The 20,002-nt window shown below is 74.5% G+C and carries 21 protein-coding genes; 10 read left to right on the top strand and 11 right to left on the bottom strand.

Annotated elements, in window-relative coordinates; genetic code table 11:
• Nucleotides 1-30: 30 nt before the first annotated feature.
• Complete coding sequence (locus ACFY7E_RS05605) at nucleotides 31-1,407, top strand: Bcr/CflA family multidrug efflux MFS transporter (protein WP_389481128.1); 1,377 nt, start codon at nucleotides 31-33, stop codon at nucleotides 1,405-1,407.
• A complete protein-coding gene (locus ACFY7E_RS05600) occupies nucleotides 1,404-2,390 on the top strand; it encodes a small ribosomal subunit Rsm22 family protein (RefSeq protein ID WP_389481125.1) in 987 nt (328 codons plus the stop codon). Before ACFY7E_RS05605 ends, ACFY7E_RS05600 begins: the two co-directional genes overlap by 4 nt.
• Nucleotides 2,391-2,406: 16 nt before the next feature.
• Here ACFY7E_RS05600 and ACFY7E_RS05595 read toward each other — a convergent pair whose 3' ends face one another.
• Nucleotides 2,407-3,828, bottom strand: coding sequence for an MFS transporter (locus tag ACFY7E_RS05595; protein WP_389481123.1), 1,422 nt, complete (start codon nucleotides 3,826-3,828; stop codon nucleotides 2,407-2,409).
• Nucleotides 3,829-3,897: 69 nt separating this feature from the next.
• Here ACFY7E_RS05595 and ACFY7E_RS05590 point away from each other — a divergent pair, with 69 nt between their 5' ends.
• Nucleotides 3,898-4,620, top strand: a complete 723-nt coding sequence (locus tag ACFY7E_RS05590; RefSeq protein WP_389481120.1) for a TetR/AcrR family transcriptional regulator — start codon at nucleotides 3,898-3,900, stop codon at nucleotides 4,618-4,620.
• 71 nt (nucleotides 4,621-4,691) lie between these two features.
• On the opposite strand, the gene ddaH is transcribed toward ACFY7E_RS05590, so the two are convergent.
• Nucleotides 4,692-5,522 carry a dimethylargininase gene (gene ddaH, locus ACFY7E_RS05585; RefSeq protein WP_383437509.1) on the bottom strand — a complete coding sequence of 277 codons (831 nt, stop codon included), beginning with the start codon at nucleotides 5,520-5,522 and terminating at the stop codon, nucleotides 4,692-4,694.
• A gap of 151 nt (nucleotides 5,523-5,673) precedes the next feature.
• Here ddaH and ACFY7E_RS05580 point away from each other — a divergent pair, with 151 nt between their 5' ends.
• Both ACFY7E_RS05580 and ACFY7E_RS05575 read left to right on the top strand, forming a co-directional pair.
• The gene (locus tag ACFY7E_RS05580) at nucleotides 5,674-6,315 is read left to right on the top strand and encodes a TetR/AcrR family transcriptional regulator (RefSeq protein ID WP_389481116.1); all 642 of its coding nucleotides are present in this window, start codon (nucleotides 5,674-5,676) and stop codon (nucleotides 6,313-6,315) included.
• A 104-nt stretch (nucleotides 6,316-6,419) separates the two neighbouring features.
• Nucleotides 6,420-7,199 (top strand): bifunctional DNA primase/polymerase, encoded by a 780-nt coding sequence (locus ACFY7E_RS05575; protein ID WP_389481114.1) that lies wholly within the window; start codon nucleotides 6,420-6,422, stop codon nucleotides 7,197-7,199.
• 44 nt (nucleotides 7,200-7,243) lie between these two features.
• On the opposite strand, the gene ACFY7E_RS05570 is transcribed toward ACFY7E_RS05575, so the two are convergent.
• From ACFY7E_RS05570 to efeO, 4 genes are read right to left on the bottom strand one after another with little or no spacing between them, the layout of a single operon-like run.
• Nucleotides 7,244-8,269 carry a hypothetical protein gene (locus ACFY7E_RS05570; protein ID WP_389481111.1) on the bottom strand — a complete coding sequence of 342 codons (1,026 nt, stop codon included), beginning with the start codon at nucleotides 8,267-8,269 and terminating at the stop codon, nucleotides 7,244-7,246.
• Nucleotides 8,226-9,122, bottom strand: coding sequence for an iron uptake transporter permease EfeU (gene efeU, locus ACFY7E_RS05565; protein WP_389481108.1), 897 nt, complete (start codon nucleotides 9,120-9,122; stop codon nucleotides 8,226-8,228). Before efeU ends, ACFY7E_RS05570 begins: the two co-directional genes overlap by 44 nt.
• A gap of 18 nt (nucleotides 9,123-9,140) precedes the next feature.
• Complete coding sequence (efeB, locus tag ACFY7E_RS05560; protein ID WP_389481105.1) at nucleotides 9,141-10,421, bottom strand: iron uptake transporter deferrochelatase/peroxidase subunit; 1,281 nt, start codon at nucleotides 10,419-10,421, stop codon at nucleotides 9,141-9,143.
• Nucleotides 10,422-10,437: 16 nt separating this feature from the next.
• The gene (gene efeO, locus ACFY7E_RS05555) at nucleotides 10,438-11,595 is read right to left on the bottom strand and encodes an iron uptake system protein EfeO (RefSeq protein WP_389481102.1); all 1,158 of its coding nucleotides are present in this window, start codon (nucleotides 11,593-11,595) and stop codon (nucleotides 10,438-10,440) included.
• Nucleotides 11,596-11,913: 318 nt separating this feature from the next.
• Between efeO and ACFY7E_RS05550 the strand changes: the two genes are divergently transcribed.
• On the top strand, nucleotides 11,914-12,582 hold the full coding sequence (locus ACFY7E_RS05550; protein WP_389481099.1) for a PhzF family phenazine biosynthesis protein: 669 nt from the start codon (nucleotides 11,914-11,916) through the stop codon (nucleotides 12,580-12,582).
• A 21-nt stretch (nucleotides 12,583-12,603) separates the two neighbouring features.
• On the opposite strand, the gene ACFY7E_RS05545 is transcribed toward ACFY7E_RS05550, so the two are convergent.
• The gene (locus ACFY7E_RS05545; RefSeq protein ID WP_389481097.1) at nucleotides 12,604-13,254 is read right to left on the bottom strand and encodes a heme oxygenase (biliverdin-producing); all 651 of its coding nucleotides are present in this window, start codon (nucleotides 13,252-13,254) and stop codon (nucleotides 12,604-12,606) included.
• Nucleotides 13,255-13,380: 126 nt separating this feature from the next.
• Nucleotides 13,381-14,238, bottom strand: coding sequence for a type I methionyl aminopeptidase (gene map / locus ACFY7E_RS05540; RefSeq protein ID WP_389481094.1), 858 nt, complete (start codon nucleotides 14,236-14,238; stop codon nucleotides 13,381-13,383).
• Between the two features lie 59 nt (nucleotides 14,239-14,297).
• On the opposite strand from map, the gene ACFY7E_RS05535 reads away from it, so the two are divergent.
• Nucleotides 14,298-14,531: a hypothetical protein gene (locus ACFY7E_RS05535; protein WP_389481091.1), complete on the top strand. Its 234-nt coding sequence runs from the start codon at nucleotides 14,298-14,300 to the stop codon at nucleotides 14,529-14,531.
• Nucleotides 14,532-14,630: 99 nt separating this feature from the next.
• Here the strand turns inward: ACFY7E_RS05535 and ACFY7E_RS05530 are convergent, their stop codons facing one another.
• Together ACFY7E_RS05530 and ACFY7E_RS05525 are read right to left on the bottom strand one after the other, a co-directional pair.
• Nucleotides 14,631-15,950 (bottom strand): MFS transporter, encoded by a 1,320-nt coding sequence (locus tag ACFY7E_RS05530; RefSeq protein WP_389481089.1) that lies wholly within the window; start codon nucleotides 15,948-15,950, stop codon nucleotides 14,631-14,633.
• A gap of 181 nt (nucleotides 15,951-16,131) precedes the next feature.
• Nucleotides 16,132-16,734: a hypothetical protein gene (locus ACFY7E_RS05525; protein ID WP_389481086.1), complete on the bottom strand. Its 603-nt coding sequence runs from the start codon at nucleotides 16,732-16,734 to the stop codon at nucleotides 16,132-16,134.
• 105 nt (nucleotides 16,735-16,839) lie between these two features.
• Here ACFY7E_RS05525 and npdG point away from each other — a divergent pair, with 105 nt between their 5' ends.
• Complete coding sequence (gene npdG / locus ACFY7E_RS05520) at nucleotides 16,840-17,562, top strand: NADPH-dependent F420 reductase (RefSeq protein WP_389481084.1); 723 nt, start codon at nucleotides 16,840-16,842, stop codon at nucleotides 17,560-17,562.
• A gap of 41 nt (nucleotides 17,563-17,603) precedes the next feature.
• Nucleotides 17,604-17,849: a hypothetical protein gene (locus ACFY7E_RS05515; protein ID WP_389481082.1), complete on the top strand. Its 246-nt coding sequence runs from the start codon at nucleotides 17,604-17,606 to the stop codon at nucleotides 17,847-17,849.
• Between the two features lie 7 nt (nucleotides 17,850-17,856).
• Here ACFY7E_RS05515 and ACFY7E_RS05510 read toward each other — a convergent pair whose 3' ends face one another.
• Nucleotides 17,857-18,651, bottom strand: a complete 795-nt coding sequence (locus tag ACFY7E_RS05510) for a site-2 protease family protein (RefSeq protein WP_389481080.1) — start codon at nucleotides 18,649-18,651, stop codon at nucleotides 17,857-17,859.
• Nucleotides 18,652-18,833: 182 nt separating this feature from the next.
• On the opposite strand from ACFY7E_RS05510, the gene ACFY7E_RS05505 reads away from it, so the two are divergent.
• Nucleotides 18,834-20,002 (top strand): BTAD domain-containing putative transcriptional regulator (locus ACFY7E_RS05505; protein ID WP_389481078.1); only part of this gene is annotated, 1,169 nt, incomplete at its 3' end.

Genomic DNA, 20,002 nt, shown 5'->3' with positions numbered 1-20,002 from the left:
AGCTGAGAGCATAGGCAAGGATTCAACGAAATGGAGCTGTCGATGCCGGAGAGCGGCCACACGACGACACGAGGGAACACGAGCGAAGCCGTCTCCGGTGCGACGGGCACACCCGGCACACCCGGCGGGCCCGTGGAGCCCGTCGGCCCCGGCGTCGCCGCCGCCCGGCGGACCGGTCTGCTCGTCACCCTCGTCCTGGGCGGCCTCACCGCCCTTCCCCCGCTCTCCATGGACATGTACCTCCCGGCCCTGCCGGAGGTCACCGGCGCGCTCCACGCGCCCGCCGCCACCGTCCAGCTCACCCTCACCGCCTGCCTCGCCGGCATGGCCCTCGGCCAGCTCGTCGTCGGCCCCATGAGCGACAGGTGGGGGCGCCGCCGCCCGCTGCTCGCCGGCATGGTCGTGTACGTCCTCGCCACCGCCGTCTGCGCCCTCGCGCCCACCGCCGAGACCCTCATCGGCTTCCGGCTGCTCCAGGGCCTCGCGGGCGCCGCCGGCATCGTCATCGCCCGCGCCGTCGTCCGCGACCTCTACGACGGCGTCGAGATGGCCCGCTTCTTCTCCACCCTGATGCTGATCTCCGGCGTCGCCCCGATCGTCGCCCCCCTCATCGGCGGGCAGATCCTGCGGATCACCGACTGGCGGGGCGTCTTCCACGTCCTCACCGGCGTCGGCGTCCTGCTCACCCTCGTCGTGTGGCGCTTCCTCGCCGAGACGCTGCCGCCCGGACGGCGCCACGAGGGCGGGGTCGGGCAGGCCCTGCGCACCATGCGGGCGCTCCTCGCGGACCGGGTCTTCACCGGCTACACGCTGACCGGCGGCCTCGCCTTCGCCGTCCTCTTCGCGTACATATCCGCCTCGCCGTTCGTGGTGCAGGAGATCTACGGCGCCTCCCCGCAGACCTTCGGCCTGCTCTTCGGCCTCAACTCCGTCGGCCTGGTCGCCGTCGGCCAGGTCAACGGCAAGCTCCTCGTCGGCCGCGTCAGCCTCGACAAGGTGCTCGGCTGGGGCCTCGGCGTCATCCTGCTCGCCGCGTCCGCGCTGCTGCTCATGACCAGCGGTGTCTTCGGCGAGGTCGGGCTCGCGCCCGTGGCCGCCGGGCTCTTCGTCCTGATGTCCGCGATGGGCCTCGCGATGCCGAACACCAACGCCCAGGCCCTGATGCGCACCCCGCACGCCGCCGGGTCCGCCTCCGCGCTCCTCGGCACCACCTCCTTCCTCGTCGGCGCCGTCGCCTCCCCGCTCGTCGGCGTCGCGGGCGAGCACACGGCCGTCCCGATGGCCGTCGTCCAGCTCACCTGCGCCGTCCTCGCCCTGGCCTGCTTCCTGGGCCTGTGCCGCCCGTGGCGGAAGGCCCCGGGCACGGTTCGGGCCGGGAAGGCACAGGACCCTAGACTGCCCCGGTGAACGCCTCCGCCCCCTCCGCCGACTCCCTGCGCGCCGCCCTCGCCGGGCTCCTCGGCGGCCTGCCGCCCAACAGGGCCGCCCAGGCCGTCGACCGGCTGATCGCCAACTACCGGGGCACCACCCCGACGGACGCCCCCGTGCTCCGCGACCGCTCCGACGTCGCCGCGTACGCCGCGTACCGGATGCCGGCGACCTTCGAGGCGGTACGGGGCGCCCTGGACGCCCTGCGGGACGCCGCGCCCGACTGGGAGCCGCGCACCCACACCGACGTCGGCGGCGGCACGGGCGCGGCGACCTGGGCCGTCGCGGAGGCCTGGGGCGGGCGGCCGCCCCGCACCACCGTCCTCGACTGGGCCGAGCCCGCCCTCGCGCTCGGCCGCGAGCTGGCCGGCGGCGTCCTCGACGCCGAGTGGCGGCGCGAGCGGATCGGCGGCGCGCTGCGCCTCGCCGACACGGACCTGGTCACCGTCTCGTACGTCCTCAAGGAGCTGACCGAGGCCGACCGCGCCTCGCTCGTCACCGAGGCGGCCCGCGCCGCGCAGACCGTCGTCGTGGTCGAGCCGGGCACCCCGGACGGCTACGAGCGGATCATCGCGGCCCGCACCCTGCTGATCGGGGCCGGATTCACCGTCGCCGCGCCCTGCCCGCACAGCGGGGCCTGCCCGATCGCGCCCGGCACGGACTGGTGCCACTTCTCGGCCCGGGTCAGCCGCTCCTCGCTGCACCGGCAGGTGAAGGGCGGTTCGCTGGCGTACGAGGACGAGAAGTACGCGTACGTGGCCGCCACCCGGTTCCCGGTGGACCCCGCCGCCGCCCGGATCGTCCGCAGGCCGCAGATCCGCAAGGGCCTGGTCCTGCTGGAGCTCTGCGACCCCGGGGGCCTCTCCCGCGACACGGTCACCAAGCGCCACGGGCTCCTCTACAAGCAGGCCCGCGACGCGGAGTGGGGCGACCCGTGGCCGCCGGAGGCGGACGGGTCCTGAGCGACCCGCCGCGCGGCTAACGGCGGCTCCCGCGCAGCAGGAACAGCGGGGCGAGGACGGCGGCGAGGACGACGACCGCGTTGACGAGGACCGCGCGGGCGATGCCGTCGGGGAGCGTGGCGGCGGTGACGACCACGGCGCTCATGACCGGGGTGCCCAGGGTGATGCCGACCTGCTGGGTCATGGTGGCGATGCCGGTGGCCATGCCCTGCTCGGCGTCGGGCAGGCCGGAGGTGGCCGTCACCATGAAGCCGACGATGGCGAGCATGTTGCCGACGCCGCCCGCGAAGGTGGCCGCGAGCAGCAGCCCGTACGTGCTCCGCCCGTCGCCGAGCCCGACGAGGGAGAGGGTCGCGACGGCCTGGAGGATCCCGCCGGCGATCAGGGCGGTACGGGGCGAGAAGCGGCCGATGAAGCGGGGGGCGAGCAGTCCGCCGAGGACCGTGCCCGCGCCCAGGACGCCGAAGGAGAGGCCGGCGGCGAGCGGGGAGAAGCCCAGGACGTCCTGGAGGTGCAGGGTCATCAGGAAGACCAGCGAGGTCTCGGTGGCGAAGGCGACGAGCCCGGCGAGGTTGCCCCAGACGACCGTGCGGCGCTTCAGGACCCGGATCGGGACGAGGGGTGCGGCGGAGCGCCGCTCGACGAACGGGAACGCGGCGAGCAGGGTGACGGCCGCGACCAGGGCGACGAGGACGCCGGGGTCGGTCCAGCCGTGCTCGCCGGCGGCGGTGAGTCCGTAGACGAGGGCGAGGAGCCCGCCGGTGACGGTGATCGCGCCGGGGACGTCGAGCCGGGGCCGCTCGGCCGGACGGCTCTCCTTGATGACGGCGGGGGCGACGAGCAGGACGGCGAGGGCGACCGGCACGTTGACGAAGAACGCCCACCGCCAGGAGAGCAGGTCGGTGAGGACCCCGCCGAGGACGGCTCCGGTGGTGAACCCGGCCGACATCAGGGCGCCGTTGAGGCCGAGGGCCTTGTCGCGCAGCGGCCCCTCGGGGAAGGCGGAGGTCAGCAGCGAGAGCCCGGCGGGGGTGACGGCGGCGGTCGCGAGGCCCTGGGCGACGCGGGCGGCCATGAGCAGCTCGGGGGTGGTGGCGAGGCCTCCGGCGAGGGAGGCGGCGCCGAGGACGGCCATGCCGCCGAGGAAGACCCGTCGGCGGCCGAGGAGGTCGGCGACGCGCCCGAAGAGGAGGGTGAACCCGGCGGCGGCGAGGGCGAAGGCGGTGGCGATCCACTGGAGGCCGCCGAGGGAGAAGCCGAGTCCCTCGCCGATGACGGGCAGGGCGACGTTCAGGATCGAGAAGTCGACGGCCAGCATGAACTGGGCGACGAGGAGGACGACGAGGACGAGCCGCATCCGCCCGTCCATGCGGGGGGCGGTGGCGGCCTTCGGCGCGGCCGGTGCGGCCGGGACGGGCGGAGTGTCGAGCGCGGTCATGACGGGACCCCTTAAAGGGACGTTGGTTCCGTTAAGATGACGCAGACGGTAGCAGAGTGAGGAGCATTAATGGAACAGGATTCCCGTTTGGGTAAGGGTCTGTCGGACGGGGACGGGGACGGGGACGGGGGCGGGGGCCCGTCGGCCTCCGGCGAAGGGGTGGCCGCCTCGGGCGGGGGTCCGTCCGCCGTGCCCGGCACCCGGCGTCCCGGCGGTCGTACCGCCAAGGTCCGCCGTGCCGTCCTCGACGCCACCCAGGAGACCCTGGCGGCCTCCGGCTTCCACACGCTGAACATGGATCAGGTCGCCGCGAGCGCGGGCGTCGGCAAGACCACCGTCTACCGCCGTTGGGGCTCCCCGGTCGGCCTGGTCGCCGACCTCCTGAACGACATGGCCGAGCAGTCCCTGCCCGCCGCCGACACCGGCGGCCTCGCGGGCGACCTGCGGGCCAACGCCGCGCTCGTCCTGGACACCCTCACCGACCCCCGGATGGGCGCCGTCTTCCGGGCCGTCATCGCCGCGGCCGCCTGCGACGAGGAGTGCGCGCGCGCCCTGGGCGGCTTCTACCGCACCCGCCTCGCCGAGTGGGCCCCGGTGGCGGAGCGGGCCGTGGCCCGGGGCGAACTCCCGGCCGGCACCGACCCGCTCGAACTGCTCCGCGCGGTCTCGGCCCCGCTCTACTACCGGTTCGCCGTCACCCACGAGGAGCCGACCCCCGCCGACGCCGAACGGGCCGTCACGGCGGCCCTCGCCGCCGCGGCGGCCGGCGCCTTCGTGACGGGCGCCCTCTAGGGGGCCCGTCACGCCGCCGCCCCCGCGCCACGAGGCGGGCGCGGGGGCGGCGGTCCGTACCGTACGGGTTCCTAGGGCCGCAGCTCCTGCGTGCAGCACTTCACGCTGCCGCCGCCCTTGAGGAGTTCGCTCAGGTCCATGCCCACCGGTTCGAAGCCCCGGTCGCGGAGCGGGGCGAAGAGGCCCACCGCCGCCTGCGGCAGCAGGACGTTCAGTCCGTCGCCGACCGCGTTGAGCCCGAAGGCCGCCGCGTCCTCCTCCGTCGCGATCAGGGCGTCCGGGAAGAGCCGGGCCAGCACCGCCCGGCTGCCGGGGGAGAAGGCCGCCGGGTAGTACATGATCTCGTCGCGGGCGTCGTCCAGGACGCACAGCGCCGTGTCCAGGTGGTAGTAGCGCGGGTCCACCAGGTCCAGGCCGATCACCGGCCGCCCGAAGAACTCCTGCGCCTCGCCGTGCGAGAGCGGACTGGCGCGGAAGCCGCGTCCGGCGAGGATCCAGGAGGCGGTGACGGCGAAGTCCCCCTCGCCCTCGTTCACGTGCTCCGGGATCCGCAGGTCCTCCTCCGCCCAGCCGTGGTCGCGGAACCAGGCCAGGTGCGCGTCGGCCTCGGCCGCGCGCTCCGGATACGCGAACCTCGCGCCGAGGACCCGGCCCCCGACGACGGTCGCGCCGTTCGCCGCGAAGACCATGTCCGGCAGCGCCGGGTCCGGCTCCAGGACCTCCACGGTGTGGCCGAGCGCGCGGTAGCGGTCCCGCAGGTCCTCCCACTGGGCGAGGGCGAGCGGCGGGTCGACCGGTTTCGCGGGGTCCATCCAGGGGTTGATGGAGTACGTCACCGTGAAGTGCGCGGGTGGGCACATCAGATAACGGCGGGGCGAGGGCGAGCGCGGAGTGGTGCGCAAGAAGGGCTCCTCACGGACGGGCGGAAGGACCGGGATTCGGTGGACCCCATGGTCCGCCCTCGCCGCCCTCCGCGCAGTGGACCGTTCGGGTGGTTCGCCGACCACCCACCGAGGCGAGACGGAGCGTCTCGCCCGCTGCTAGATTGGCCCCATGACCGAGCCCGCCTCCACGCCCGCGCCCAAGGCCGCCCCCGACGCCTCCCGCCGCAGCGAGCGCTCCCGCCGCGCCATCTTCGACGCCGCCCTCGCCCTCGTCGCCGAGAACGGCTACGCGAAGACCACCGTCGAGGGCATCGCCGCCCGCGCCGGCGTCGGCAAGCAGACCATCTACCGCTGGTGGCCCTCCAGGGCCGCCGTCCTCCTCGACGCCTTCCTCGACCTCCAGGTCCGGGCCCAGGAGGCCATGGGCGCCGACGCCGGGAGTGAGATCCCCGACACCGGCGACCTCGCCGCCGACCTGAAGCGGGTCCTGCGCGCCACCGTCGACGAGATGAACGACCCCGCCTTCGAGGCCCCCACCCGCGCCCTCGCCGCCGAGGGGATCGTCGACCCCGACCTCGGCGCCCGCTTCACCGAGGCGCTGCTCGAACCCCAGCTCCAGTACTACGTACGCCGCATCGAGGCCGCCCGGGAGGCCGGTGACGTCGACCCCGGCACCGACCCGCGCCTCGCCGTCGAACTCCTGGTCGGACCGCTCCACCACCGGTGGATCCACCGCACCCTGCCGCTCACCCACGCCTACGCGGACGCCCTGGTCGACCACGTCCTGCGCGGCCTCGCCCCGAGGGCCTGAGGGGTCCGGAGCCACCCCGGTTCCGCACTCCGGTCACCCGGGGCGCAGGATGGTGGGACCATGGGCAGAGCCGAACGGGCGAGCGCGAGGTTGTGAGGGGATAGATGGGCGACGGCATCGGCCGCTACCGCGGCACGGAGGGCAGACTCGCACAGTGGCTGCGCAGGCGGCCCAAACGCGTCGCGGACGACGACGGGAACGACCGCGAGAAGCTGCTCCTGGACGTCGCCGCCGCCGGGCTGCCCCTGGCCCCCGCCGCGTACCCCGTCGGCTACAGCTGTTCCTGCGAGCGGATCGGCTGTCCCACCCCCGCCCGGCACCCCGTCTCCTTCGCCTGGCAGACCCAGTCGACCACCGACCGCGGCCAGATCGAGCGCTGGGCGCGCGATGAGCCCGGGGCGAACTTCGTCACCGCCACCGGCATGGTCCACGACGTCCTCGACGTGCCGCTGGCCGCCGGCCGCGCCGCCCTGGAGCGCCTCCTCGCCGAGGGCGTCGAGGTGGGCCCGGTCGCCGAGTCCTCCGCCACCGCGCCGGACGGCGGCCGGATGCTCTTCTTCACCGCGACCCGGGGCACGCCCGAGGACGAGGACGAGTGGTGGCCCTGCGAGCTCGACTGCCACCCGGAGACCATGGACGAGCACCCGGGGCTCCGCTGGCACTGCCGCGGCAGCTACGTCCTCGTCCCCCCGGCCCGGCTCCCCGGCGACGAGGACGCCCACCCGGTCGTCGCCTGGCTGCGCGGCCCCGAGCACCCGCTGCCCGACCCGCTGAACCTCCTGGAGACCCTCCAGGACGCCTGCGCCCGCCACGCGGCCGAGCGCGGGGCGGACGGCGACGGCGAGCACGCGGCCCACGAGATCGCCTGGCCGCTGACCCGCTGACCCGCTGACCCGCTGAGCCCGGTAGGGAACAGGGGGACGGGGCGTTACGAGCCCACCGCGCCCACCACGCCCTGGAGCCGGTCCGTGACCGCGACCGCGTCCCGGCCGGTGCCCGCCGGCTTCACCAGGGCCGTCTGGCTGGACACCCACTCCCGGGTGACCGTGTTCCTCACCTCGCCGGTCATCAGCGCCTTCACGTCCCGGGGGACCTTGGGCCGGTAGCCCGGCGCCGCCGTCTGCCGCTCGTAGTACCGGGTCGCGAAGAAGACGAGCGCGCCCCCGTCCCGGGTCCGCAGCCCCAGCGGCGCGAAGTCCCCCAGGTCGGTGACCCCGTCCACGTACTGGGTGGCGAGCCCCGGCCGCTCGGCGGCCTTCTCCCGCTGCGCCCGCCACCCGCTGGTGTGCGGGCCGTCCGCGAACGGCCCCGGCTTCCCGTCCTTCAGATACGCGACGTACTCCGCGCCGAGCCTCCCTGGCGCGACCGCCGGCGCGTCGCTGTCCGCGGCGACCGGCACCGCGTACCCCTCCTCCTCGGCGAACGCGGGCACCTCGTCCGCGTCCAGGATGCCCAGGTAGGCGGCGGCCCAACGCTCCTGGGGGCCGTTGCGCACGAAGACCAGGAGCCAGCGCTGGTCGTCCGGGCCCCGGTTGGAGTCGGCGTCCGCGACGAACCAGCGCGGCCAGCCCGCCTTGCGGGGCAGCAGGAAGCGCGCGTCGGTCAGCTCCAGCGGCCTGTGCTTCGCGTTGCCGTCCGGACTGGTGACCGCACGCGCGCGCAGCCCCGCCTGGTTGATCTCCCCGAGCGGCCCGGTGACCAGGTCCGCGGCCAGGGCCGGGTCGTAGGCCTTGTCGGCGCGGTTGAAGGCGGTCGTGAAGTCCGTCAGGGCCTTCGCCGCCTCGGCCTCCGTCGCCGGGGCCACGAGCGCCAGCTCGCCGTGGACCGTCACGCAGCCGCTCGCCGTCAGCGCCAGCGCGGTCGCGGCCGCCGTCGCCGCGAACAGCCCCACCGGCCGTGCCGGCCACCGCTCACGCGGCCGTCCCGGCGCTCGCCCCACCCTCAGCCTGCTCATCGGTCGCCTTCTGCTTCTTCTCCCGCGCGGACGGACCCGACCCTATCGGGGACAGGAACAGCGCGAGCGTGGGGACCAGGTACAGCGCCCACACCGTGACCTGAAGGACCGTCGGGTCCGGCTGGAAGTTGAAGACGCCCTTGAGGAGCGTGCCGTACCAGCTGTCCGGCGGGATCGTCGCCGAGACGTCGAAGGCCTTGTCCGCGAGGCCGTCGAGGAAGCGCGCCTCCTGGAGGTCGTGCACGCCGTACGCGAGGACGCCCGCCGCCACCACGACCAGCATCCCGCCGGTCCAGGTGAAGAACTTCGCCAGGTTGATCCGCAGCGCGCCCCGGTAGAACAGCCAGCCGAGCAGGACCGCGGTGAGCAGCCCGAGGAGGACCCCGGCGAGCGGCTCGAACGAGCCGCCTCCGGCGCCGCCCGACGAGGCCGCCCGCACCGACGCCCACACGAAGAGCGCCGTCTCCAGGCCCTCCCGGCCCACCGCGAGGAAGGCGGTGACGACCAGCGCGCCCGTGCCCATGACGAGCGCCGCGTCCAGCTTCCCGTGCAGCTCCGCCCTCAGGTGCCGGGCCGTGCGCCGCATCCAGAAGACCATCCAGGTCACCAGGACCACCGCGACGATCGACAGCGAGCCGCCGAGCAGCTCCTGCGCCTCGAAGGTCAGCTCCCGGGAGCCGAACTCCAGGGTGGCGCCGAAGGCCAGGGAGACGCCGACGGCCACGCCGATGCCGGCCCAGACCGGCCGCAGCGCGTCCCGGCGCCCGGTCTTCACCAGGTACGCGACGATGATGCAGACGACCAGACTGGCTTCGAGGCCCTCGCGCAGGCCGATCAGATAGTTGCCGAACACGGCTTGTCCCTCCGGGTGTCACGTGAAAAGGGCACGGCCCCACCAGTCGTCGGTGTCGCGGACGCCCGGAGGAATCGCGAAGACCGCCGAACCCACGTGCTGGACGTACTCGTTGAGCGCGTCGGCGCGGGCCAGCGACGTCTGCACGGGGACGAAGCCGGTGCGGACGTCCTTCTGGTACGCGAGGAAGAAGAGCCCCGCCTCCAGCCGCCCGAGGCCGTCCGTGCCGTCGGTGAACGAGTACCCCCGGCGCAGCATCGTCGCGCCCCGGTTGGTGTCCGGGTGGGCGAGCCGGACGTGGGAGTCCGGCTTCATCGCCTTCAGGAACGGCTCGTCGTGCTCCTTCGCCTTCCCGACGGGCGCGCCCTCGCGCTTGTCGCGGCCGAAGACGTCCTCCTGCTCGGCGAGGGAGGTGCGGTCCCAGGTCTCGACGTTCATGCGGATGCGGCGGGCGACCAGGTAGGAGCCGCCGTCCATCCAGGCCGCCGGGCCCTCCGCGTCCTTGCCGGAGACCCACACGTGCGCGTCCAGGCGCGCGGTGTCGGTGCCCGCGACGTTGCGGGTGCCGTCCTTGAAGCCGAAGAGGTTGCGCGGGGTCTGCGCGTCCGGGGTCGTCGAGGACGTCTTGCCGAAGCCGAGCTGGGACCAGCGCACCGCGGCCCTGCCGAAGCCGATCCTGGCCAGGTTGCGGATCGCGTGCACGGCGACCTGCGGGTCGTCCGCGCAGGCCTGGACGCACAGGTCGCCGCCGCTGCGGGCCGGGTCCAGGTTGTCGCCGGGGAAGCGGGGCAGGTCGATCAGGGCCCCGGGCCGCCGGTCCTTCAGGCCGAAGCGCCCGTCGAAGAGCGAGGGCCCGAAGCCGATGGTGAGGGTGAGCCGGGAGGGCTTGAGGCCGAGGGCCTCGCCGGTGTCGTCCGGCGGGGCCTCGGGCAGACCGCCGTACGCACCCTCGCCGACCTCGGCGCCGGCCGTCAGCCGCTCGGCGGCCCGCGTCCAGTCCTTCAGCAACCGGACCAGTTCGGCGCGGTCCTTCGTCGTCACGTCGAAGGCGGCGAAGTGGAGGCGGTCCTGCACGGCGGTGGCGATGCCGGCCTGGTGCGGGCCGTGGAAGGGCACGGCCCCGCCCGTGTCGGCGGCCGGCACCGCGTCGTCCCCGCCCCGGGCCAGGGCGACGGCGCCGCCGGCCGCGACGGCGCCGAGCGCGAGCCCGGCACCGCCCCAGCCGATCACGGCCCGGCGCGAGGGCGCCGGGCTCCCGGACGCGGCGGTCCCGGAGGTCTCCTCGACCGGTTCGCTCATGTCGGGGACTCCTCGCTTACTTGACGACGGCGGCGGCGAGCTTGGAGAGCGGCTCGGCCAGCGCGTTGACGCCGTCCGACAGCTCCTTGCGCTGCTCCTTGCCGACCTTGTCGTACGAGGTGAAGTCGTAACCGGTCTTGTCCCGGCGGTACTGGTCGAGCAGCGCGTTCAGGGCGGCGAACCGCGCGTCGAGGTCGGCGACCAGCTTCGGGTCGTTCTTCGACGCGACCGGCTTCAGCAGGTCGAAGGACATCTGCGCGCCCTCGACGTTGGCCTTGAAGTCGACGAGGTCGGTGTGGGAGTAGCGCTCCTCCTCGCCGGTGACCTTGCCGGTGGCGACCTCGTCCAGGAGCTCCTTGGCGCCGTTGGCCATGGAGGTCGGGGTGATCTCGGCCTTGCCGACGCGCTTCACCCAGTCCGCGAGGTCCTCGTCCAGGAGGTCCGCGAGCTGCTTCTCCCGGGGGCCGACCTTCTCGTCCTGCCAGAGCGCCTTCTCCAGGCGGTGCCAGCCGGTCCAGTCCTTCGCCGGGTCCTGGCCCTCCTCCAGGCCGTCCTCGCGGACGTCCACCTTCGGGTCGATGTCGCCGAAGGACTCCGCGACGGGCTCGGTGCGCTCCCAGCCGATGCGGGAGGAGGCGTACGCCTTCTTGGCGGCCTCGACGTCCCCGGCGCGGACCGCGTCGGTGAAGACCTTCACCTTGGGGAGGGTCTGGTCGGCCTGCGCCTGGACGTACTGGCGGTAGGCGGCGACGGCCGCGTCCATCTCGGGGGAGCGCTTCGTGCCGGTGGCGCCGTCGCCGGTGACCTTGACCGCCTGGCGGATGCCGGCGCCCGTCATGCCGGGCTTGCAGGCGATCGCGTAGTCGCCGGCCTTGATCTCGGCGGTGAGCGTGGCCCGGGTGCCGGGGCCGATGTTCTCGCGCTCGGTGACGATCCGGTCGTCCGGGTGGAGGACGTAGACCTCGGTGACCTTGGAGCCGCGGTTCTCGACGGCGAGCTCGACGTGCCCGGCCGGGAACTCCTTCTTCGAGACCTCGCAGGAGTCGTCCTTGGCTATGACCGTGATCGCGCCGTCCTTGGCGTCGCCGCCGCCCTTCTCGGCGCATCCCGTGACGGCGGTCAGGGCCGCGGCGGTCGCTGCGGCGGTGACGACGGAGAGGCGGACGGCTCGCATGGGGGCTCCAGGGACGGCGGGGACGGGACGGGCGGAGCTAACTTAGCCCAGGCTTACCTGAGTCAGAACGGCCCGTCCAGTGATCCGGCTCTCATCTCCGGCGCACCGGACACGGCCCGGTCACAGGGGTTCCAGGGACCGTTCACGGACCGGTCAAGAACGGGTCAAGGAGGCCGGATCGTCCGGTTACGGGTGGCGCACGGGCGCGACGGGCGGCCGGCCGCCGGCGGAACCCTCCGCTCCGACGCGCGGGCACGACGGGCCGGCCGTCGGCGGAACCTCCGGGTCCGACGCGCGGGTGGGTGGTTGAATTCCGCCATGAACACGACCGCCACTGACATCGACGTCCTGCGCGTCTTCTGTGCGGGCGACGGCCGGTACGGCAACCGCCTCGGGGTCGTACGGGACGCCCGCACCCACCCCGACGAGGCCTCGAGGCAGGCGCTCGCCAAGGAGCTCGGCTTCAGCGAGACGGTGTTCGTGGACGACCCGGAGCGCGGGCTCGTCGACATCTACACGCCCGGTCTGCGCCTGCCGTTCGCCGGGCACCCGCTCGTCGGCGCGGCCTGGCTGCTCGACCTGGAGGTCGTCCGTCCGCCCGCGGGCGAGGTGTGGGTGCGCGGCGACGGGGAGTTCACCTGGATCGAGGCGCGCGCCGAGTGGGCCCCGCCCCGCACCCTGCGCCGGTACGCCTCCGCCGCCGAGGTGGAGGCCCTGGAGGTGCCCGAGTCGGGGGACTGGATCTACGCCTGGGCCTGGGAGGAGGAGGCCGCGGGCCGGATCAGGGCGCGGGCCTTCCCGGGGCGCGGCGACGGCATCGACGAGGACGAGGCGACCGGCGCGGCGGCGCTGCTGCTCACGGCGGAGCTGGGGCGGGCCCTGAACATCAGGCAGGGCCGGGGGTCGCAGCTCCTCACCGCCCCCGGCCCCGACGGCATCGTGGAACTCGGCGGACGCGTCCGCCTGGAGGGCACGCTCACGCGCTGACCCCCGTACGGCCCGGAGGCCTCACGCGCTCAGCGGGAACTCGCTCCCGAGCTGCTGGAAGACCGCGCTGTTGAAGGCGAAGGCGCGCTTGCACTCGTCGACGATCCGCTGCTTCTCCAGGTCGTCGGCGTTCACCCCGTCGAGCAGCTCCCGGTACGCCCGCTTGAACGCGGCCGGGTTGGAGATCTCCTCGAAGACGTAGAAGCGGACGCCGTCGCCCTTGCGCGCGAAGCCCCAGGCGCGCTCCGCCCTGTCGCGGATGATCTGACCGCCCGACAGGTCGCCCAGGTAGCGCGTGTAGTGGTGCGCCACGTACCCGGCGGGCCAGTCGCGGGCGCACTCGGCGACCCGCCCGGCGTACGCCGCGGTGGCCGGCAGCGGCGAGGCGCCGGCCTGCCAGCCGGGGCCCCGCAGATGGGCGAGGTCCTGCTCCAGGGCGGCCGTGCGGAACAGCTCGGGCCGCACGAACGGCCCGGCGACCGGGTCCTCGCGCAGCGCCTCCGCGCCCTCCTCCAGGGCCCGGTAGACGAACCAGAGCTGCTCGGTGTAGCGCGCGTAGGCGTCGACGCCGAGGCGCCCGCCGAGGAGGTCCCCCATGAAGGACGACGTCTCCGCTTCGGTGTGCTGCTCGTGCGAGGCCGTGCGGATGAGCGTCGAGAAGGGCGTGTCCAAGGCGTGCCTCCGGGACCGAGGGGACGGGAACCAGGGACGATCCTGCCGACTTAGGCTTGCCTAAGTCAACTGGTTCCCGACGGCCTGTCGGTAAGAAAGCTACCCGCTTCCCGGGGCGCGGCAACGTCAGGGCAGCGTCAGGATCTCCGCCCCGGTCTCGGTCACGACGAGGGTGTGCTCGAACTGGGCCGTCCGCTTGCGGTCCTTGGTCACCACGGTCCAGCCGTCGTCCCACATGTCGTAGTCGTGGGTGCCGAGCGTCAGCATCGGCTCGATGGTGAAGGTCATGCCGGTCTTGATCTCGGTGGTGTGGTGCGGGGAGTCGTAGTGCGGCACGATCAGGCCGGAGTGGAAGGACGAGTTGATGCCGTGCCCGGTGAAGTCGCGCACGACCCCGTAGCCGAAGCGCTTGGCGTACGACTCGATGACCCGCCCGACGATGTTGATCCGGCGTCCCGGCCGCACGGCCTTGATCGCCCGGTTCAGGGCCTCCCGGGTCCGCTCCACGAGCAGCCGCGACTCCTCGTCGACGTCGCCGCAGAGGTAGGTGGCGTTGTTGTCGCCGTGGACGCCGTCGATGTACGCGGTGACGTCCAGGTTCACGATGTCGCCGTCCCGCAGCACCGTGGAGTCCGGGATGCCGTGGCAGATCACCTCGTTGACCGAGGCGCACAGCGACTTGGGGAAGCCCCGGTAGCCGAGGGTGGACGGGTAGGCGCCGTGGTCGCACATGAACTCGTGCGCGACCCGGTCGAGCTCGTCGGTGGTGACGCCGGGGGCGATGTGCTTGGCGGCCTCCTCCATCGCCCGCGCGGCGATGCGGCCGGCGATCCGCATCCGCTCGATCGTGTCGGAATCCTGCACCTCGGACCCGGTGTACGGGGTCGGTGCGGGCTTCCCGACGTACTCGGGGCGGCGGATGGAACCCGGAACGGAGCGGTGGGGGGAGAGTTCCCCCGGTACGAGAAGCGACTGGCCAGACATGCCAGCGAGTGTAACGACCGGGTCTGGGGCACCATGATCTTCGGAGGAAGGAGCCGACGATGGCCCTGTTCAAGAAGCGCACGGCGGGCAAACCGGGCGAGTGGTACTACTGCCTGGAGCACAAGAAGGTCGAGGAGGGCCCCGAATGCCCCTCGAAGAACCGTTTCGGCCCGTACACCACCCGTGAGGAGGCCTCCCACGCCATGGAGACCGCCCGCGAGCGGAACCTGGAGTGGGAGACCGACCCGCGCTGGCACGACGCCGGGGGGAAGAAGGACGGGAACCCCGGGTAACCCGAGGAGGCGGTACGGAGGCCCCGGAACCCCTGCGACCTCCGGGACCGCTCCGGTGGTCCCGGGGCCTCCGTCCCCGTGGGCCCCGGGCCCGGCCGCTCAGGCGCCCCCGGCGGCCTCCGCGCGGGCCTCCCCGGTCGCCGCCTCCCGCTGCTGCGCCCTGCGCCGCAGCGAGTCCGCGTCGGTCTCGGAGTCGTACCGCAGGAGCTTCGGCAGCGTCAGGCAGAGCAGGCCCACCGAGGCCACACAGGCCACGCCGCCCGTCCAGATCGCCGTCCGGGTGCCGGTCCAGCCCGCCGTCACGCCCGCCCGCACCTGGCCCAGCTGCGGGCCGACGCTGTACGAGAGCACCTCGATGCCGGCGAGCCGGCCGCGCAGCTCCTCCGGGATCGTCTGGTTCCAGATGGTGGAGCGGCCCAGGCCGCTCAGCATGTCGCCGGCGCCCGCGAAGGCCAGGCAGAGCAGCACCAGCCAGATGTTCCCGAACCAGCCGGCCGCCGCGATCGCCAGGCCCCAGGCCGTCGCGCCCCCGGCCACGAGCAGCCCGTGCCGCCGCACCTTCGAGGTCCAGCCGCTGGTCAGACCGAGCACCAGCGAGCCCACCGAGCCCGCCGCGTACATCAGGCCGAGCGACCAGTCCGCGTCCAGCTCGTCCGCGAGGAACGGGAAGATCGTGTTCGGGAAGGCGAAGAACATCGCCGCCAGGTCGATCGCGTACGTGCCGAGCAGCACCGGCCGCGACCAGGCGTACCGGGCCCCCTCCGCGATGCCCCGCAGCGACGGCTTCTCCGCGTCGTGCGCGGGCGGCGCGGGGGAGAGGCGCCGGCACATCAGGACCGAGACCGCGAAGCCGCAGACCGTCACCGCGTACGCGGACGCGTGCCCCGCGAACGCCACGACCAGACCCGCGACCGAGGGGCCCGCGACGGCGCCGATCTGCCAGCGCAGCGAGTTCAGCGCGGCCGCCGCCGTCTGGTGCTCGTGCGGCACGATCCGGGCGAACAGCGAGTCGAGCGCGGGTCGCTGGAGCCCCGCCAGCGCCGAGACGCCGGCCGCGACCACGTACAGCGGCCAGAGCATCGGTTCCGGAAGGAGCGCGTTGACCAGCAGGATCGCGGCGAGCGCGCCGAGCCCCGCCTCGGTCCACAGGATCACCCGCCGCCGGTCGACCGCGTCCGCGAGCGCCCCGCCGTACAGGCCGAACACCACCAGCGGCACCAGCTCGACCGCGCCCATCGCCCCGACCGCGAGCGGCGAGTTCGTCAGCTCCTTGATCTGGAGCGGCAGGGCGATCATCGCCATCGAGCTGCTGAAGAACGTCACGAGCCCCTGCACCCACAGGAGCCGGAAGTCGCGGGAGGCGCGCCAGGGCGCCGGATCGGGCAGAAGGGCGGAGAGCTTCGAGAGCGCGGGGGACACGAGGGGCCATGTTCCGTCCGGAAGGTGCTGAGGGCAACCTGATTACCGGTGAGCGCCGCCCGGTAGCCCGGGAGCGGTCCCGCTTGGCGGTGAGTGCCGGCGGCCGGGAGGGGCTCCCGTTACCGGTGAGCACCGGCAGTGGCCAGGAGGGGCCCCGCCGCCGGCCCCCCGGCGGGGCCCGCTACCAGCGCTTCGGCGGTGGGGCCGTCAGGCGGTCCGCGAGGTCCGAGAGCCGGTCCCGGAAGCGCCGGCGCCCGCGCGGCGACGGCAGGCTGTTCTCCCCGGCCGCCGCGCTCACCAGGTGCTGCACCGTGTCCAGGTCCACCCCCGTCCCCTCCGCCACCACGAGCCCCTCGTGCGCGAGCCCCCGCACCTCCGGATCGCCCCCGTCGAGCGCGAGCACCGTCGCCCCCGCCCGCCGGGCGTCGTGCACCCGCTGGAGCAGCCCCGGCCCCGGCCGCTCCGGCGCCACCACCAGGAGGGTCGCCCCCCGCCCCGCCGCCTCCAGACGGCCCAGACCCACCGCCAGGTGCGCCGGATCCCCCGGCCGCACCCGGTGCCGCACCAGCGTCGGCGCCAGCTCCGGCAGCCCCGACCAGGCGGACTCGTCGACCAGGTGCGCCGCCAGGTGCCAGGGCTCGTACTCCTCCGTGCCGACCAGGAGCAGCCCGCCCCCGTGCGGGACGACCGAGCCCCGCAGCGCCCCCGCGAACCGGCGGGCCGCCCCCGGCCACTCCGTTCCGGCGAGCACTTCCCGCAGCAACGCGACCCGTACGGCATCCATGCGGACGCATCATGGACGACGCCGGGCCCGCGCGCGGCCGAACGCGTGCGGATCACCCGTACGGGGAGCGTCCCGGCGCTCCGACCGGTCGGTAATGTCGGGGTCATGACTTCCTCCAGCGCACCCCAGGACCCCGCGGCCCCGGCCCCCGAGGCACCCAAGGACCCGTGGGACCTCCCGGACGTCTCCGGGCTCGTCGTCGGCGTCCTCGGCGGCACCGGCGAGCAGGGCCGGGGCCTCGCCCACCGGTTCGCCCTGGCCGGGCAGAAGGTGATCGTCGGCTCCCGCTCCGCCGACCGCGCCCGGGACGCGGCCGCGGAGCTCGGCCACGGCGTCGAGGGCGCCGACAACGCCGAGACCGCCCGCCGCAGCGACGTCGTGATCGTCGCCGTGCCGTGGGACGGCCACGCCGAGACGCTGAGGTCACTGCGCGAGGAGCTGGCCGGCAAGCTCGTCGTGGACTGCGTCAACCCGCTCGGCTTCGACAAGAAGGGCGCCTACGCCCTCAAGCCCGAGGAGGGCTCCGCCGCCGAGCAGGCCGCCGCGCTCCTCCCGGACTCCCGGGTCACCGCCGCCTTCCACCACCTCTCCGCCGTCCTCCTCCAGGACACCTCCCTGGACGCGATCGACACCGACGTGATGGTCCTCGGCGAGGAGCGCGCCGACGTGGAGGTCGTCCAGGCCCTCGCCGGCCGCATCGCCGGCATGCGCGGCGTCTTCGCCGGGCGCCTGCGCAACGCCCACCAGGTCGAGTCGCTGGTCGCCAACCTGATCTCGGTCAACCGCCGCTACAAGGCCCACGCGGGCCTCCGGGTCACCGACATCTGAGCCGGGGCCCTCCGAGGGCCGGAGAACGGACGCTTCCGGGCATGGGGGACACTGGACGGGCACCGCAGCACGCCGTACCCGGACAGGAGCCGACCCCCATGCCCCGCCTCGCCCTCTACGCCCTCGTGGTCTGCGCCCTGGCCGTCGCCGCGGCCGTCGTCTCCTTCGCCCGGGGCAGCTTCCTCGGCATCGTCTGGGTCCTCCTGGCCGGCCTCTCCTCCAACATGGCCTGGTACTACCTCCGCCGCGCCAGGGTCGAGAGGGCCGCCGCCTCCGCCCAGGGCTGAGCCGGGGCTAGACCGCGCAGAACTCCGGCGTCCCCTGCCAGAACCGGAACAGCCGCGAGCCGCAGTACCGGGCCGCCTCCGGCACCCCGAGGGCCCGCACGATCGCGTCGATCGCGTCGAAGAAGGCGCCGTTGACCACCGGGACGAACAGCAGCACGATCACGACGAAGAAGCCGTACGGCGCGTACGGCTCGATCCGCCGCTTCACCCCGTACGACAGCCAGGGCTCCACCACCCCGTACCCGTCGAGCCCCGGCACCGGCAGCATGTTCAGGAGCGCCGCCGTCACCTGGAGGAACGCCAGGAACGCGAGCGCGTACCGGAAGGCCGGCGGCACGCCGTCCAGCGCGCCCAGCCAGAACGGGGCCGTGCACACGAGCGCGAAGAGCACGTTCGTCAGCGGGCCCGCCGCCGAGACCAGGCTGTGCTTCCAGCGGCCCTCGATCCGCCCCCGCTCGATGAAGACCGCGCCGCCCGGCAGGCCGATCCCGCCCATGATCACGAAGAGCACCGGGAGCACGATGCTCAGCGCCGCGTGCGTGTACTTCAGCGGGTTCAGGGTCAGATAGCCCTTCGCGCCCACCGTGACGTCCCCGCCGTGCAGGGCCGTCCGGGCGTGCGCGTACTCGTGCAGGCAGAGCGACACCACCCACGCCGAGGTCACGAAGAGGAAGACCGCGAGACCGGGCAGGGCGGCGAAGTCCGTCCACACCGCCCAGCCGGTGACGGCCGTGACGGCGAGGATCGCCAGGAAGACGGGGCTGATCCGCCGTCCGTGGCTCCGGGTGGTGGCCGTGGTCATCGCGGGGGCTCCCAGGGGGCGGGGAAGGCTGGTGTGCGGGGAACGTACCGGGACCGGGTCCGGTTCCGGGGCCGGTCTCCGGACCGTACGGCAGGCCGCCCCCGGGCCGGGTTCCGCGCCGACCCCGGCCCGGCCGGCTCCCCGCCGGGAGCGGAGGCCGGGCGCTCACGGAGAATGGGCCCGTGCGCTACTCCGTCCTCGGCCCCACCCTCGCCCACGCGTCCGACGGCACCGACGTGGCCGTCGGCGGCCCCCGGGTCCGTGCGCTGCTCACCGTCCTCGCCCTGCGGGCCGGCCGCCCCGTGCCCGTACGGGAGCTCGTGGACGAGGTCTGGTACGGCGACGAGCCGCCCGCCGACGCGGTCGCCGCGCTCCAGGCCCTGGTCGGACGGCTGCGCAGGGCCCTCGGCCGGGACCGGGTGGCCTCCACCGAGGGCGGCTACCGGCTCGACGCCCGGCCCGAGGACGTGGACGCCCGCCGCTTCGAACGGCTCGCCGCGGAGGGGGCCGCCGCCCTGGCCGCCGGGGACGCCGGGCGGGCGGCCGTCCTGCTCGACGAGGCCCTCGGGCTCTGGCGCGGCCCCGCCCTCGCCGACCTCCCTGACCGGGCCGCCGAGGCCGCCCGCTGGGAGGCCCGCCGCCTCGACGCCCGCCGCGCCCGACTCGACGCCGCCCTGGCCCTCGGCGACGCGCCCGCCGCCCTCCCCGAGCTGACCGCCCTCTGCGAGGTCCACCCGCTGGACGAACCCCTCCAGGCCCTGCGGATCCGCGCCCTGCGCGACACGGGCCGCGCGGCCGAGGCGCTCGCCGCGTACGAGTCGGTCCGCCGCGCCCTCGCCGACCGCCTCGGCACGGACCCGTCCCCGGCCCTGCGCGCCCTCCACGCGGAACTCCTCGCCGGGCGGACGGCGCCGGCGGAGCCGGAGACCGCCCCCGTCCGGGGGAACCTGCGCGCGCGGCTCACCAGCTTCGTCGGCCGCGACGAGGAGATCGCCGCGCTCCGGGAGGACCTGCGGGCGGCCCGGCTCGTCACCCTGCTCGGCCCCGGCGGCGCCGGGAAGACCCGTCTCTCGCAGGAGGCCGCCGAGCGCGGCGCCGGAGCCTGGCCGGACGGCGTCTGGATCGCCGAACTCGCCCCCGTCACCGCCCCCGAGGCCGTGCCCGAGGCCGTCCTCGCGGCCGTCGGCGCCCGCGAGACCGTCCTGCGCGGCGCGGGGGCCGAGGAGCTGCGGACCGGGAACGACCCCCTCGCCCGGCTCGTCGAGCACTGCGCCGGGCGCCGGATGCTGCTGCTCCTGGACAACTGCGAGCACGTGGTCGGCGCCGCCGCCGAGCTGGCCGAGACGCTCCT

Origin of the sequence: Streptomyces sp. NPDC012825 (genome assembly GCF_042900925.1) — a bacterium.
Classification (GTDB): domain Bacteria; phylum Actinomycetota; class Actinomycetes; order Streptomycetales; family Streptomycetaceae; genus Streptomyces.
Note: the sequence above shows the minus strand (reverse complement) of the source record. Positions and strands in the feature narration are given on the sequence as shown.